This is a genomic window from Streptomyces sp. NPDC085596, assembly GCF_044541565.1.
Taxonomy (GTDB): Bacteria; Actinomycetota; Actinomycetes; order Streptomycetales; family Streptomycetaceae; genus Streptomyces.
The window spans coordinates 279946-294468 of record NZ_JBITTC010000008.1; the positions used below are offsets into that span (position 1 = coordinate 279946).

Genomic DNA, 14523 nt, shown 5'->3' on the forward strand with positions numbered 1-14523 from the left:
CACCCGATATCAAGACGAGCGTCGACCCGAATGCCGGGCCCCGCCCTAACGTCCTCGGCGTGGTCAAGCTCTCGGTCATCGTGCCGTTCTACAACGTGCAGCAATACGCGCCGGACACATTGAGGAGTCTTCGCGCGAACGCGCGGGACGATTACGAGTTCATTCTCGTGGACGACTGTTCCCGCGACGGGACACCGGGCATTCTCGAGCGCGCCGAGCGCGAACTGCCGGGCGCCGTCCTGGTCCGGCACGAGCGCAACGGCGGGCTGGCGACCGCCCGCAACACCGGTATCGACCGGGCGCGCGGCGAGTATCTGACGTTCCTCGACGGCGACGACTGGCTCGCCCCCGGCTACTACGACCAACTGGTCTCCCACATGGACGAGCTGGGCTGCGACTTCCTGCGCACCGACCACGTCCAGTGCACCGCGCGGGCCCGGTCCGTGCACCGGGTGCCGCATGGCCGGCGGGGTGTCGTGCTGGACCCGAGGGCGGCGATCCTGCCCGCGGACCGGTCGACCTCGGTGGACTACGCGTACGCCTGGGCCGGGATCTACCACCGGCGGCTCGTGGACCGGGGGTTGCTGCACTTCACGGACGGGCTGCGCACGGCGGAGGACCGGCCGTGGATCTGGCGGCTGCACCGGGAGGCGGAGTCCTTCGCCGTGGTGGGGCTGCTCGGGGTGTTCTACCGGCGCGGGGTCGCCTCCTCGCTGACCCAGATCGGGGATGTGCGGCAGCTCGATTTCCTGCGCGCGTTCGACCAGGTCATAGCGGAAACGGCCGCCGACCGGGATGCCGATTCTCTGCTGCCGAAGGCCGTGCGCACCTATTGCGCGATCATTTCCCACCATCTGGGAAGCATCGAAAGGTTCGAGCCCCCGGTGGCGAGAAAACTGAAATCCCTGAGCGCGGCCGCCTTGCGGCGCATGCCGCAGGACGTGCTGAACGAGGCGCTGGACTCGATGGACCTGGAGCGCGCCACCCGTCTGCGCCGGCTGCGCCGCCGCCCCTCCCCCGCCGGGGCCGCCGCGTGACCACCCAGATCTTCCAGGCGTCCACGCTGTACGGCGTGGCCACACTGGCCGCCGCCCTGGACTCCGGCTGCTTCGCCCCCGCCGACCGGCGAATCCTGCTGGTCTGCAACAACGCGGCGACCCCGGAGACCACCCCCGCGCTCGACGGGATGCCCGGCTTCGAGCGGCTGCGCGACCGCTTCGACGACGTGCTGTCGTACAACGAGACGATCCATCCCTTCCATCCCGGCGGCTGGCTGCCCCGCGTCGACGACATGCCCCTGTGGGAGCGGTATCTGCGCCACGAGTGGCAACTCGGGCACGACAGCATCGAGTTGGCGGTCGAGTCGATCCAGGTCAACCCGTCGCTGGCGCTCGCCCAGATCTTCACCGGCGCCCCGGTCACGGTCTACGCGGACGGCCTGATGAGCTACGGCCCCACCCGCAACAAGATCGACCCGTTGGTCGGCACCCGCGTGGACCGCCTGCTCCACCTGGACCTGGTGCCGGGCCTTCAGCCGCTGCTGCTCACCGAGTTCGGGGTCCCGGCCGAGATCGTGCCGACCGCCGCCTTCACCAAGGCGCTGGCCGAACTCGCTTCCACAGGCGACGAGTTGCCCGCGATCGAGGAACCCGCGCTGCTGCTGGGCCAGTACCTGTCCGCGCTGGACATCCTCACCCCCGACGAGGAGGAGGCGCTGCACGTCCGGATGCTGCGCGGCACGGTCGAACTGGGCCACACCCGCGTGGTGTTCAAGCCGCACCCCACCGCACCGGCCCGCTACGCCCGCACCCTGGAGGAGGAGGCGGAGCGGCTCGGGGCGGACCTCACGGTGCTGGACACCCCGGTGCTCGCGGAGGTGCTGTACCAGCGGATGCGTCCGGCGCTGGTCGTCGGCTGCTTCTCCACCGCCCTGCTGACCGCCGCCACGCTGTACGGCCTGCCCGTGGCACGGGTCGGCACCGGCACCCTGCTGGAGCGGCTGGCCCCGTACGAGAACAGCAACCGGGTTCCGGTCACCGTGGTCGACGCGCTGCTGCCCGAGCTGGGCGACCGGGCCGCGGTCACCGAGGGGCGGCGCGGGATGGAAGTCGCCGAACTGGGCGAGCTGGTGCGCGCGGTGGGCTTCGCCATGCAGCCGAAGATCCTGCCCCGGCTGCGGGCCCACGCCGAGAGCTACCTGGCCCGCCACGCCGACCGGGCCACCCTGCGCTATTTCAAGCGGCGGCGGCTGACCGTGCTGGGGCTGCCCGGCGGGGTGCCCGCGCAGCTGGCGTTCATCCCGCGCAACGCGACCGTCCGCCGGGTGGCTCGCCGGGCGCGCGGGCTGCGCCGGGCCCCCCGCGGCTGAACCCCGCACCCCTTTCGCCGACCGACTCACGTGTTGCCGACCGACTCACGCCAAGGACCCCGCAGATGACCGCCACCTCGCCGCTCGCCCCGCCCGCCGGCCTCTCCCCGCCGGTCGCCACCGGGGCGCGGGGGCGGCTGCTCGCCCTGGACGGGCTCCGGCTCGTGGCCGCGCTGATGGTGTGCCTGTACCACTACGCCGGACGCGGCGGCACGATCTCGGAGTCCTGGCACCAGAGCCCGTCCGAGGTCTTCCCCCGGCTCTCGCAGGTGGCCCCCTACGGCTGTCTGGGCGTGCAGTTCTTCTTCGTGATCAGCGGTTTCGTGATCTGCATGAGCGGCTGGGGCCGCACGCTCGGCGACTTCTTCCGCTCCCGCGTGGCCCGGCTGTACCCCGCGTACTGGGTGGCACTGGTCCTGGTCACCGGAGCGGCCTTCGTGCTGCCGGTCGTGGTGCACCCGGTGCGGGCGGACGAGTTCCTGGTCAACCTGACCATGCTCCAGCAGCCGGTGGGCGCCTCCCGGATACTGGGCGTGTGCTGGACGCTCTGGGTGGAGGTCCGGTTCTACGCGCTGTTCGCCCTGTTCGTGGTCTGGCGCGGGGCGACCTACCGGCGGGTGGTGCTGTTCGCCTGCGTATGGACGCTGGCCGCCGCCGTCTCCACCACCGCCGGCAACGCCCTCACCGACGCGCTGGTCATGCCGGAGTACGCGCCGTTCTTCATCGGCGGACTCGCGCTCTACCTGGTCCACCGCTTCGGCAGCAGCCCGCTGCTGTGGGGCCTGGTGGCGATGTCGTGGCTGCTCGGGCAGAGCGCGGCCGTACGCGGGCTGTGGCATCCGGGGGCGCAGGGCGACTTCACCCGGCATCCGGTGGTGATCGTCGCCGTGGTCACGCTGGCCTTCGCCTCGGTGGCGGCCGTCGCGCTGGGCTGGACCCGGTGGGCGTCCTGGCCCTGGCTGGTGACGGCGGGCGCTCTGACGTACCCGTTCTACCTGGTGCACGAGCACCTGGGCTGGTTCGCCGTACGGGTGCTGCACCGGGGGCTGGGGCTCGCGCCCTGGCCGACGCTGGGGCTGACGGTGGCGGGGATGCTGGTGCTGGCGTGGCTGCTGCACCGGCTCGTGGAGAAGCCGCTGGGGCCCCGGCTGCGCAGGGCGCTCAAGAGCTGAGTTCGGGCGGCGGCCCTCAGCGGATGCCGTACCGCGCCTCGATCCCGGCGACGATCAGTTTCAGGCCGTCCTCGAACTGCTCGTCGTAGCCGTCGAAGAGCAGCTTCCCGGCCTCGGCCGCGAGCGGGAACTCGGCCAGACGGCGGCCCCGTTCCTCGACGTCGTACCCCTCGCGCCGCTCGCCGGGCAGCGGCCGTACGCCCTGTTCCTCGGTGACGAAGCCGATCGTGTACATGTTCGCCGTGCGCATCGCCTGCACGGACTGGGCCAGGGTGAAGCCGGCGCCGGTGAAGACGCGCAGGTGCGACTCCATCGCGGGGGCGTGCTCGGTGCCGGTGAAGCGGGAGCCGCTGAAGACCTTGGCGCCGTCGCGGTAGCCGGTCAGCGCGGTGCGCAGGCCCCGGCACGCCGCGAGCAGCCGCTCCTGCCAGGTGTCGGCGGGGTCGAGCACCGCGCCGGCCGCCATCCGCCGGTACATCTCGGTCGCCATCTCGTCCAGCAGCGCCTGCTTGTCCTTGAAGTGCCAGTACAGCGCGGGCGCCTTGACGTCCAGCTCCCTGGCGATGGCGCGCAGGGTCAGCCCGTCCAGGCCGGTCTCGTTCAGCAGCCGCAGCGCGGTGTCCGCGACCCGGCGGCGGTCCAGGGGCGCGCGTCGTTCCGTACTCACGCTTGACAGCTTAACAACGTTAAGGGCAGTCTCGGGAGCGACGGCACTTAACGGCGTTAAGGAGATCTGCCATGAATGCCCCGATGGATGTGGATGTGCTGGTGGTGGGGGCCGGTCCGACCGGGCTGACCCTCGGGGTGGACCTCGCCCGGCGTGGGGTGGGCGCGCTGGTGGTGGAGCGGGCAGACACCCTGTTCCCCGGTTCGCGCGGCAAGGGCATCCAGCCGCGCACCCAGGAGGTCTTCGACGACCTCGGCGTGCTCGACGCGATCCGCGCGGCCGGTGGCCCGTACCCGCCCCGGATGGTCTGGCGGGACGGCCAACAGGTCGGCGAGCGACCGATGTTCGAGCCGGTGGAGCCGACCGAGGGCGCCCCGTACACCGAGCCGCTGATGGTCGCCCAGTGGCGCACCCAGGAGGTGCTGTACGCCCGGCTGACCGGGCTGGGCGGCCGGGTCGCCTTCGGCCGCGAGCTGACCGGCCTGGAGCAGGAAACCGACGGCGTGACCGCGTCCTTCGCGGACGGTACGACGCTGCGCGCGCGGTACGTGGTGGCGGCCGACGGGGGCCGCTCGGCGGTGCGGCGCGCGGTGGGCGTCGGCATGACCGGGGAGACGGTGGACCCGAGCCCGTTCCTGGTCGCGGACGTGCGGATGCGAGGGCTCGACCGGGAGTACTGGCACGCCTTCCCCGGCGAGGACGGCACCGGTCTGATGCTGTGCCCGCTGGCCGGTACGGACGACTTCCAGCTGGCCGCGCGCCTGCCCGAGGGTGCGGCGCCCGACCTGTCCCTGGAGGGCCTGCGCAAGCTGGTCGGCGCCGGTACGCATCTCGGCCCCGAGGACGTGACCGAGGTGCGCTGGGCCTCGGAGTTCCGGCCGCGTGCGGCGCTCGCGGACCGGTTCCGGGTGGGCCGGGTGTTCCTCGCCGGGGACGCGGCCCACGTGCACTCCCCGGCGGGCGGGCAGGGCCTGAACACCAGCGTCCAGGACGCCTACAACCTGGGCTGGAAGCTGGGCGCGGTGCTGCGGGACGGCGCCCCGGACGCCCTGCTCGACACCTACGAGGAGGAGCGCCGCGCCAACGCCGCCGCCATGCTGGACCTCTCCACGGGGGTGCACCGGGGTGAGGTCCAGCGGGGGAAGGCCACGGTCCAACTCGGCCTGAGCTACCGGGAGTCAGCCCTGAGCGAGGAAGCCCGGGCGGAGCCCACCGGCGTACGGGCGGGCGACCGCGCCCCGGACGGCACGGTGGACGGCGTTCGCCTCTTCGACGCGTTCCGGGGCCCGCACTGGACCCTGCTGGGCGCCGAACTCCCCGGCGTACGCTCCCTGCCGGCCGCGTACGGCCCCGGCGTCTTCCTGATCCGCCCCGACGGTTATGTCGGCTGGGCGGGCGACTCGACAGAGGGGCTTGGCAGCTACCTGGCCCGCGTCGGCCTGAGCTGACCTATCCCGCGGCCAGCGACAGCTTCACCGCGAAGCCGAGGAAGAGCACCCCGGCCGCCGAGGTGGCCGTCGCCGACAGCCGCCTGCGGCGGCGGAACGCGGCGGCCAGCTTGGAGCCGCTGAAGATCAGGGCGGTGAGGTAGAGGAAGCTGGCGAGCTGGGCGAAGGCGCCGAGGACGACGAAGGACAGCGCGGGGTAGGCGTAGGCCGGGTCCACGAACTGGACGAAGAAGGCCACGAAGAACAGGATCGCCTTGGGGTTGAACAGGCTGACCACCAGCGCCCGCCGGAACGGCCGCTCGGCCTCAGGACCCTCCTCGGCAGCGGCCTCCGCCACCACCGGCGCCCGCCGGGTACGCCACATCTGCCAGGCCGACCGCAGCATCCCGATCGCCAGCCAGGTCAGATAACCGGCCCCGGCGTACTTCACGATCCCGAACAGCACGGCGTTGGCCTGGAGCAGCGAGGCCACCCCGGCCGCGGACAGCGTCATCAGCACGGTGTCCCCGCACCACACCCCGGCGGCGCCCGTGTACCCCGCCCGCACCCCGCGCCGGGCGGCGACGGACAGCACGTACAGGGAGTTGGGCCCCGGAAGCAGAATGATGAGCAGCAGCCCGGCCAGGTAGGCGGGGAGATCGATGACGCCGAACATGGGAGCGAGTGTCGCACGGAGCCGCCGGAGGGCTCAGCGGGCGTCCGGTGGCTGATACGTCCCCCACACGAAGCGCAGGGTGTCGCACACCTCCCCCAGGGTGGCGCGGGCGCGCAGGGCTCGCTTCATCGGCGGCAGGACGTTGGCCGTGCCCTCGGCCGCCTCGCGCAGCTCGACCAGGGCCGCGTCGGCCGCCCGGCCGTCGCGCTCCGCGCGCAGCCGGGCGAGGCGTTCGCGCTGGCGGATCTCCAGGCCGGGGTCCACGCGGAGCGGGCTGTACGGCTCCTCCTCGTCCAGCCGGAAGCGGTTCACGCCGACGACGACCCGCTCCCCGGACTCGGTCTCGCGGGCGATCCGGTACGCGTTCCGCTCGATCTCGCCCTTCTGGTAACCGAGTTCGATGGCGGCCTCCGCCCCGCCCAGCTCCTCCACCCGGCGCAACAGCTCCAGCGCGGCCCGCTCCACGTCGTCGGTGAGCCGCTCCACGGCGTACGACCCGGCGAAGGGGTCGACCGTCGCGGGTACGTCGGTCTCGTGGGCCAGGACCTGCTGGGTGCGCAGGGCGAGGCGGGCGCTCTTGTCGGTGGGCAGCGCGATGGCCTCGTCGAAGGCGTTGGTGTGCAGGGACTGGGTGCCGCCGAGGACCGCCGCGAGCGCCTGCACGGCGACCCGGACGAGGTTCACCTCCGGCTGCTGCGCGGTGAGCTGGACCCCGGCGGTCTGGGTGTGGAAGCGCAGCATCCACGACTTCGGGTCCCGCGCCCCGAACTCCTCCCGCATGATCCGGGCCCACATCCGGCGCGCGGCACGGAACTTGGCGACCTCCTCCAGCAGGGTCGTACGCGCCACGAAGAAGAAGGACAGGCGCGGCGCGAAGTCGTCCACGTCCATGCCGGCCGCGAGCGCGGTGCGGACGTAGGCCACGGCGTCCGCCAGCGTGAACGCGATCTCCTGCGCGGGCGAGGCACCCGCCTCCGCCATGTGGTAGCCGGAGACCGAGATGGTGTTCCACTTCGGCAGCCCGGCGGCGCAGTACGCGAAGAGGTCGGCGGTCAGCCGGAGCGAGGGGCGGGGCGGGAAGATGTAGGTGCCGCGCGCGATGTACTCCTTGAGGATGTCGTTCTGGACGGTGCCGGTCAGGCGGTCACCCTTGATGCCCCGCTCTTCCGCCACCAGCTCGTACAGGAGCAGCAGCACGGCCGCCGGGGCGTTGATCGTCATCGAGGTGGAGACCCGGTCCAGCGGGATGCCGTCGAACAGCTCCCGCATGTCCTCGATCGAGTCGACCGCCACGCCGACCCGGCCGACCTCCCCGTGCGCGAGGGGCGCGTCGGAGTCGTGGCCCATCTGGGTGGGCAGGTCGAAGGCGACCGAGAGTCCGGTGACCCCGTGGGCGATCAGCTCCCGGTAGCGCGCGTTGGACTCGGCGGCGGTGCCGAAACCGGCGTACTGGCGCATGGTCCAGGGGCGCCCGGTGTACATGGTCGGGTACACGCCACGGGTGTAGGGGTACGCACCCGGTTCGCCGAGCTGGGTCTGCGGGTCCCACCCGGTCAGCGCGTCCGGCCCGTACACGGGCTCGACCGGCGTTCCCGACTCCGACTCACGCGCCATGGCTGCCTCCGGAGGAGTTCACTCCCTCCCAACGATGCCCTCTTGTTCGGCGGCGGGCGCGCGGGGGAAGCATCTCCGGCATGAGGATTCCGGGGAGAACCGCCGCCCTGTTCGCCTCGGCCGCCGCCCTCGCCGTGGCGCTCGGAGGGTGCAAGCCGCCGCCGGAGGGGGCCGACGGGAAACCCCGGTACCCCGTCCACTTCGACACACCGTCCGCCCGCCCGCACACCGCTGCGGGCACGCGGGTGCTCTTCTCTCGCGGGGACAGCGGTACGGGCGTGCGGGAGCTTCAGGCCCGGCTGCGTCAGGTTCAGTGGCTGAACGACGGGCCGACCGGGGAGTACGACGACCTCACCGTGGAGGCCGTCAGCGGCTTCCAGGGCAAGCGCGGGTTGCCTCGTACCGGCCGGACGGACACCGTCACCTGGCAGCGGCTCCAGGCGATGACGCACCGGCCTGGCAAGTGGGAGCTGTATCTGATGGGCGGCCAGCCCGCCGCCGCGCCCGACCCGCGCTGTCTGACCGGGCGGGTGCTGTGCGTGAGCAAGTCCAGCCGCACCCTGCGCTGGATGGTCGACGGACGGACGCTCACCACCGTCTCGGTCCGCTTCGGCTCGCAGTACACCCCCACCCGCGAGGGTGTGTTCAGCATCTACTGGAAGTCCCGGCACCATGTGTCGACGCTCTACGACTCCCCGATGCCGTACGCCATGTTCTTCAGCGGCGGCCAGGCGATCCACTACTCCTACGACTTCGCGGCGCGCGGCTACGCGGGCGGTTCGCACGGCTGCGTGAACGTCCGGGACGAGGGGGCCATCGCCTCACTCTTCGCCCAGGTGCGGAACGGCGACCGGGTCGTGGTGTACCGGTGAGAAGCGGTACACCGGTGAGGGGGGGGCGCGGGCGGGACCGGGGGAACGTGTCCCGCCCGCGCCGGTGCACGAGCCTTGAGGTACGGGGGGAACCCCGGCTCAGTGCGACGGCCGATGACCAGTCGGCTCACTCAGTACTGCGCCGCCGCGTCCAGAAACGTCACACCTTTCCGAAACAAATTTTCGGAAGTGACAAAGTCGCAGGTCAGAGGGGATTTGGCGGACGGAGGGGAGGTTGAGGCGGGTGCGGGTGCGCGGCTCGCGGCCGTCGCCGTCACCCCGGCCGCCTTCGCCGCTCCCGCCCTGGTCACCCTGGTTGTCGTCGTACCGGTCGCCCTTGTCGTCACCGTTGCCGGCGCTCGGACCATCGCCCGCCCCGCCGTCCGTGCCCCGCCGGTCGCGCAGGCGCTCGGAGGCGTCCGCGTCGACGGCCGCGAGCATGGCCCGGCAGTACGCCTTGACCCGCGTCGGGCTGCCCGCCAGGCCCTCCAGGGCGCGTCTGTTCCCGGCCTCCGGTTCCCGGCCGTCCCGCAGGTCGCGGCAGGCCGCCGTGGCCGCCCACCAGCGGGCGCCGGGCCGGTGGGAGGGCTCGCCGGAAGCGGGGGGCTCCGCGCGACCCGTGGCCCCGTCCGTGCCCCCGCCGCCGGCCTCCACATCGGAGTCGTCCGGGGCCGGTGCGCCAGGAGTGACGTCCGGGGTGCCCGAAGTGCCCGGCGAGGGCGCCGGGGATGCCGGGCCGCTGGGCCGGGCCGGGCTCGCGGCGGCGGAGACGGAGGCGCCGGGCCGGGGTGCGCCGTGCCGGAACGGGCCGGGCAGCACCCCGCTGCCCGCGGCCACCGCGACCCCGCCCAGTGTGCCGGCGGCCAGCGCGGCGGCGAGCCCCAGCCGGACCGGCCGGCCCCAGCGGGAGCGTCGGGCCACCGGGGCGGGCGCGCCGATCCGGACCACGCCCGCGTCGCCGCCGTAGCCGTACGCGCGCTCGCCGGGAACGGTCACGCGCGCGTCCCGGAACGCGGCCAACGCCGCTTTCTCACCCGGGAGTTCACCGAGCGCGGGCGAACCCTGGGCGGCCAGCGCGCCGAGCATCCCCGCGAGCCGGCCGGCCCGGTCACGCGCACCGGCGTCGACGGTTCCCAACGGCTCACCGCGCAGCAGACGTTCCGACGTCTCACCGTCCAGCCACTTGTCGTGCTCGTCGGCCATCACATGTCCTTCTGCGTCCGCGTACGCGTATGCGTCACACTCGCGGACCGCACCGCGCCACCGCGCGGCGTTCGCTGGGGCGGGAGCGCGTCGAGCCCTCCGGTCGATTCCGGGTCGGTGCCGAGCAGTTCGGCGAGCCGCTTCAGACCCCGGTGCGCGGCGGTACGGACGGCGCCCGCGCGCTTGCCGAGCGTCTCGGCGGCCGTCTTGGCATCGAGTCCGACCACCACGCGCAGCACGACGGCCTCGGCCTGGTCCTGCGGGAGCCGGGCGATGAGGGAGAGGGTGCCGTCGGTGGTCAGGGCCTCGATGGCCTCACCGGCGGTGTCCGACTCGGCGGCCCGGCCGGTCAGTTCGGTCTCGTCGCCGCCTATCAGCGGGCGGCGGCCGCGCATGCGTATGTGGTCCAGGGCGCGGTTGCGGGCTATCCGCGCGGCCCAGCCCCGGAACCGGTCGGCGTCACCGTCGAACCGGTCGAGGTCGCGCGCGATCTGGAGCCATGCCTCGGACGTGACGTCCTCGGCGTCCAAGTCGCCGACCAGCGTGCGTACATAGCCGAGCAGCCGTGGATGCACCGCGCGGTACACCATGCGGAACGCGGTCTCGTCCCCCGCCTGAGCCGCACGCACCGCGGCCGTCAACTCCGCGTCGTCCCCCTGCACCGCACTCCCTTTACGCCCGTCCTCGGTCGGCGCGAAAGGCACGTTACGGCCTGAAACCGCTGCTCGTCCATGTCTGTGGAAGATGCAACTGACTCGTGACACGCCCAAGGTGTGACACATGACGCGGTCATGACGCAGAACAAGTTACGGACCGCCCCGCGGTCCGCACCACGCGACGGCCGGAGTCTCTCCTGTGGGGGGTGGCGACTCCGGCCGTTGCTCTGGCCTGCGGCGCTCTGAGCACTGGCATTCTCGGCGATCCACCGCCCCTTACCGATCCGCTCCCCTGACAGTTTGGCTGCGGAGCGTCTCTGGTCGGATTTACGGTGTGCGCAGCGTTATGACGACCGATCAGCGAGACGGGGTGGGTGTCCGTGGATATTCCTCTGGTGGATGCGGTGGCCGCGGTGCGGGACGAGTTGCTGGAGGCGGCGGAGCGGGCGGGGAACGATCCGCAGGTGGTGTTCGCGGTGGGCCCGGTCGAGATGGAGTTCGAGGTCGAGCTACGGGCGGACGCGAAGGCGAAGGCCGGGTTCAAGCTCTGGGCGGTGGGCGCGGAGACAGAGGCCGGGGTTTCGCGGGGGCGCACGCACCGAGTGTCCTTCACCCTCACGCCCAGGCGAGCTGACGGCACCGACGTGCTGGTGCATGCGACGCAGCCGCGGCCGGACGGGGCCGGGGACAACTCGCAGCGCATCCCGGACTGAGCCTGAGGGGGTGTGGTGGAGCGACGACGTCTGGCCGGGGTAACCGGGCCGGGTGGGCCGGGCTCGGGCTATGCGGTGGGCGGCCGTCTCGTGCTGACCTCCGCGCATGTCGCCGGGACTGCCGGCAGCCGCGTGAAGGTGTTCCACCCCGGAGGAGAGGGCAGCGCCGACGGGGCGGTGCTGTGGTGCGGCACCCCTGGCGGCCGGGACGACGCAGCGCTCGTCCTCGTCGACGACGGCCCGCGCTGGCAGCCGCCGACCGGCCCCGTGCGGTGGGGGCGGCTGGTGACGTCCCGGCCGGGTACCGGATGCGAGACCTGGGGCGTGCCGGACGTCGCCCAGCGGCCCCGTCTTGCCGTCGAGGCGGAGCAGTTGCAGGGGCGGGTGAATCCGGGCAGCGGGTTCGTCGGCAACCAGTATGTGATGGACCTGCTCCAGCACCCCCCGCAGTGGTCTTCCGACAGCACCTCGCCGTGGGGCGGCTTGTCCGGAGCGGCCATGCTGTGCGACCGGCTCCTGACCGGCGTCATCGCCTCCGACCGCGCTCACTCCGGCCATGCCCGTCTCAATGTGGTCCCCGGATACGTCCTCCACCACGATCCCGGCTTCCGTTGTGCCCTCGTCCAGTACGGCGCCGGTGAGGACCACGAGTTGGAGGCCGTGGAATTCCAGCACCTCACCGACCACACGCCGGCCGTCGGCAGTGGGGTACTGGCCTCGCCGGCCGCGCTGCTCGAAGCACGTCACCAGGTCGTGCCCTTCCACGGCCGGACAGTTCTGCTGGAGGAGCTGCAGGCGTGGTGCGCGCTGGGCGGGTTCGGGGCCTGGCTGCTGCACGGGCCCGGTGGTCAGGGCAAGACGCGTCTCGCCCACCACCTAGCCCACCTACTGGCCCCCAAACAGTGGGCCGTGCTGTGGCCGGACACCGACGCCACCACCGACCGACTACAGGAAGTCCGGCATGCGACTACGCCGCTGCTGGTCGTCCTCGACTACGCCGAGAACCGCACCGGCCAACTCACCGCACTCCTCAAGGCCGCAGCGGACCACCCCGGCTCCAGCCCGCTCAAGCTCCTGCTGCTGGGCCGGACCGGCGACTGGTGGCGCGAAGCCGCCACCGCCACGCGTCTCTCCGGTGACCTCCTCGCCATGGCGCCCACACGGCTGCTCACCGAACTCGAAGACGACCCGGCGCGCAGGGTGGACGCCTACCACGACGCCGCCCGCGCATTCGCTGTCGCGCTACCCGAGGTCAGGAACCTGCCGAAGCACGACTGGTCGGCAGCAGCCGCTGAGTTGACAGCACCGCGACTGGAACAGCACGCCTACGGCAACGCCCTCACCCTGCACATGACGGCCCTCGCCGACCTCCTCGACACCACCACCCCAGGCCACGCTTCGGCGGCCCAGGAAGCGTCGAATGTCGAAGACCGGCTGCTGGACCACGAACGCCGCCACTGGCGACACAACGCAGCCGCTCTTGGGCTCACACCAGACCTGAGCCACGCCACGCTAGAGACGGCACTGGCAGCCGCCCACCTGACCAGCGTGCCCGACCGCGACCAAGCTGACGTGCTGTGGCAGCGACTTCCCGCACTGGCCGACCAGCCCCGCGACCGCCGCGACCGGGTCACCAATTGGCTCACAAAGCTCTACCCCGCTGCTGGCACGTTTGCCGCCCCATGGGGCGCGCTTCAGCCCGACCGCATCGCCGAGCGACACATCGGCCACACCCTCACAGCCGATCCGTTCCTCGCCGACCACCTCCTCAACGGCGCCGACCCGGCCCAGCGCGAACAACTCCTGACCGTCTACAGCCGCGCAGCCGCCCACTCCGTCTTCGGGTACCGCCTAGACACCCAGCTCACCGAGCTATGCACCCGCCGCTATCCGGAGCTCTCCGAGCAGATCATCAACACCGCCACCAAAACCGACCACCCCACCCCCCTCACCACCGCCCTGGACACAACCGCCTGCGACCCCGCCGTACCACTCAACGACCTCTTGGCCCTCAGCAATCAATTCCCGCAGGCCAGCCGACGCCTGGCCACTGCCGCCGCGCACCTCGCACAGGCTCTGGTCGAACGTCATCGCTTGCTGACCGGGACGGACCCGGACGTCCATCGGGCCGACCTCGCCATGTCCCTGAACAATCTCTCCGTCCGGCTGGGTGCGGTGGGTCGGCGGGAAGAGGGCCTGACCGCCATCCAAGAAGCCGTCGGCCACTATCGCGTGCTGGCCGAACCGAACCCAGACGTATACCTGCCCGACCTCGCCATGTCCCTGAACAACTTCGCCGTCGATCTGGGTGCGGTGGGTCGGCGGGAAGAGGGCCTGACCGCCATCCAAGAAGCCGTCGCCATCCGCCGGGCGCTCGCCGAAGCGAACCCAGACGTGTACCTGGCCGACCTCGCCGTGTCCCTGAACAACCTCTCCATCGGGCTGGGTGAAGTTGGGCGGCGGGAAGAGGGCCTGACCGCCGTCCAAGAAGCCGTCCACCACCACCGAGCCCTGGCCGAAGCGAACCCGGCTACTCACCTGCCCGACCTCGCCGCTTCCCTGAACAACCTCTCCATCGGCCTGGGTGGAGTTGGTCGGCGGGAGGAGAGCCTGACCGCCATCCAGGAAGCCATCGGCATCCGCCGGGCGCTGGCCGAAGCCAACCCGGACACCCACCTGCCCGACCTCGCCATGTCCCTGAACAACCTGTCCGTCCAGCTGGGCGCGCTGAGGCGGCGGGAAGAGGCTCTGACTGTCATCCAGGAAGCCGTTGGCGTGCGTCGGGCGCTGGCCGAAGCGAACCCGGACGCCTACCTGCCCGCCCTCGCCATGTCCCTGAGCAACCTCTCCGTCCGGCTGGGTGCGGTGGGACGGCAGCAAGAGAGCCTGACCGCCATCCAGGAAGCCATCGGCATCCGCCGGGCGCTGGCCAAGGCGAACCCGGACGCCTACCTGCCCAACCTCGCCGCATCCCTGAACAACCTCTCCGTCCGGCTGGGTGAGCTGGGGCATCAGCAAGAGAGCCTGACCGCCATCCAAGAAGCCATCGACCACTACGGGGCGCTGGCCGCGACCAACCCCGCAGCCTTCGGAACGGATCTGCAACGCTGTCTGAAAGTAGCTGCTTGGTTGGAGACTCTTGGACCGTAGCGTCC

General features: G+C 72.0%; 12 protein-coding genes. 7 read left to right on the forward strand and 5 right to left on the reverse strand.

Annotated features, from left to right (window positions below; genetic code table 11):
• The first annotated feature begins 59 nt into the window (after positions 1–59).
• From ACIGA3_RS24010 to ACIGA3_RS24020, 3 genes are all read left to right on the forward strand, one after another.
• Positions 60–1037: a glycosyltransferase family 2 protein gene (locus tag ACIGA3_RS24010; protein WP_399719151.1), complete on the forward strand. Its 978-nt coding sequence runs from the start codon at positions 60–62 to the stop codon at positions 1035–1037.
• A complete protein-coding gene (locus ACIGA3_RS24015; protein ID WP_399719154.1) occupies positions 1034–2368 on the forward strand; it encodes an alpha-2,8-polysialyltransferase family protein in 1335 nt (444 codons plus the stop codon). Before ACIGA3_RS24010 ends, ACIGA3_RS24015 begins: the two co-directional genes overlap by 4 nt.
• Before the next feature lie 65 nt (positions 2369–2433).
• Positions 2434–3540 (forward strand): acyltransferase family protein, encoded by a 1107-nt coding sequence (locus tag ACIGA3_RS24020; RefSeq protein ID WP_399719157.1) that lies wholly within the window; start codon positions 2434–2436, stop codon positions 3538–3540.
• Between the two features lie 16 nt (positions 3541–3556).
• Here the strand turns inward: ACIGA3_RS24020 and ACIGA3_RS24025 are convergent, their stop codons facing one another.
• Positions 3557–4207, reverse strand: a complete 651-nt coding sequence (locus ACIGA3_RS24025) for a TetR/AcrR family transcriptional regulator C-terminal domain-containing protein (protein ID WP_399719161.1) — start codon at positions 4205–4207, stop codon at positions 3557–3559.
• 83 nt (positions 4208–4290) lie between these two features.
• Between ACIGA3_RS24025 and ACIGA3_RS24030 the strand changes: the two genes are divergently transcribed.
• Positions 4291–5655, forward strand: coding sequence for an FAD-dependent oxidoreductase (locus ACIGA3_RS24030; protein ID WP_399719293.1), 1365 nt, complete (start codon positions 4291–4293; stop codon positions 5653–5655).
• A 1-nt stretch (position 5656) separates the two neighbouring features.
• Here the strand turns inward: ACIGA3_RS24030 and leuE are convergent, their stop codons facing one another.
• Together leuE and ACIGA3_RS24040 are read right to left on the reverse strand one after the other, a co-directional pair.
• A complete protein-coding gene (gene leuE, locus ACIGA3_RS24035; protein WP_399719164.1) occupies positions 5657–6310 on the reverse strand; it encodes a leucine efflux protein LeuE in 654 nt (217 codons plus the stop codon).
• 33 nt (positions 6311–6343) lie between these two features.
• Entirely contained in the window at positions 6344–7924 is a 1581-nt protein-coding gene (locus ACIGA3_RS24040; RefSeq protein WP_399719167.1) for a methylmalonyl-CoA mutase, read from the reverse strand.
• A gap of 80 nt (positions 7925–8004) precedes the next feature.
• Here ACIGA3_RS24040 and ACIGA3_RS24045 point away from each other — a divergent pair, with 80 nt between their 5' ends.
• Positions 8005–8796 (forward strand): L,D-transpeptidase family protein, encoded by a 792-nt coding sequence (locus ACIGA3_RS24045; protein ID WP_399719170.1) that lies wholly within the window; start codon positions 8005–8007, stop codon positions 8794–8796.
• Between the two features lie 99 nt (positions 8797–8895).
• Here the strand turns inward: ACIGA3_RS24045 and ACIGA3_RS24050 are convergent, their stop codons facing one another.
• Both ACIGA3_RS24050 and ACIGA3_RS24055 read right to left on the reverse strand, forming a co-directional pair.
• Complete coding sequence (locus tag ACIGA3_RS24050) at positions 8896–9999, reverse strand: extensin (RefSeq protein WP_399719172.1); 1104 nt, start codon at positions 9997–9999, stop codon at positions 8896–8898.
• Positions 9999–10661, reverse strand: a complete 663-nt coding sequence (locus ACIGA3_RS24055) for an RNA polymerase sigma factor (protein ID WP_388996480.1) — start codon at positions 10659–10661, stop codon at positions 9999–10001. The genes ACIGA3_RS24050 and ACIGA3_RS24055 overlap by 1 nt, the downstream gene beginning before the upstream one ends.
• Positions 10662–11035: 374 nt before the next feature.
• Here ACIGA3_RS24055 and ACIGA3_RS24060 point away from each other — a divergent pair, with 374 nt between their 5' ends.
• Complete coding sequence (locus ACIGA3_RS24060; protein WP_399719175.1) at positions 11036–11368, forward strand: trypco2 family protein; 333 nt, start codon at positions 11036–11038, stop codon at positions 11366–11368.
• A 15-nt stretch (positions 11369–11383) separates the two neighbouring features.
• Positions 11384–14518 carry a tetratricopeptide repeat protein gene (locus ACIGA3_RS24065; RefSeq protein WP_399719178.1) on the forward strand — a complete coding sequence of 1045 codons (3135 nt, stop codon included), beginning with the start codon at positions 11384–11386 and terminating at the stop codon, positions 14516–14518.
• Positions 14519–14523 lie beyond the last annotated feature (5 nt).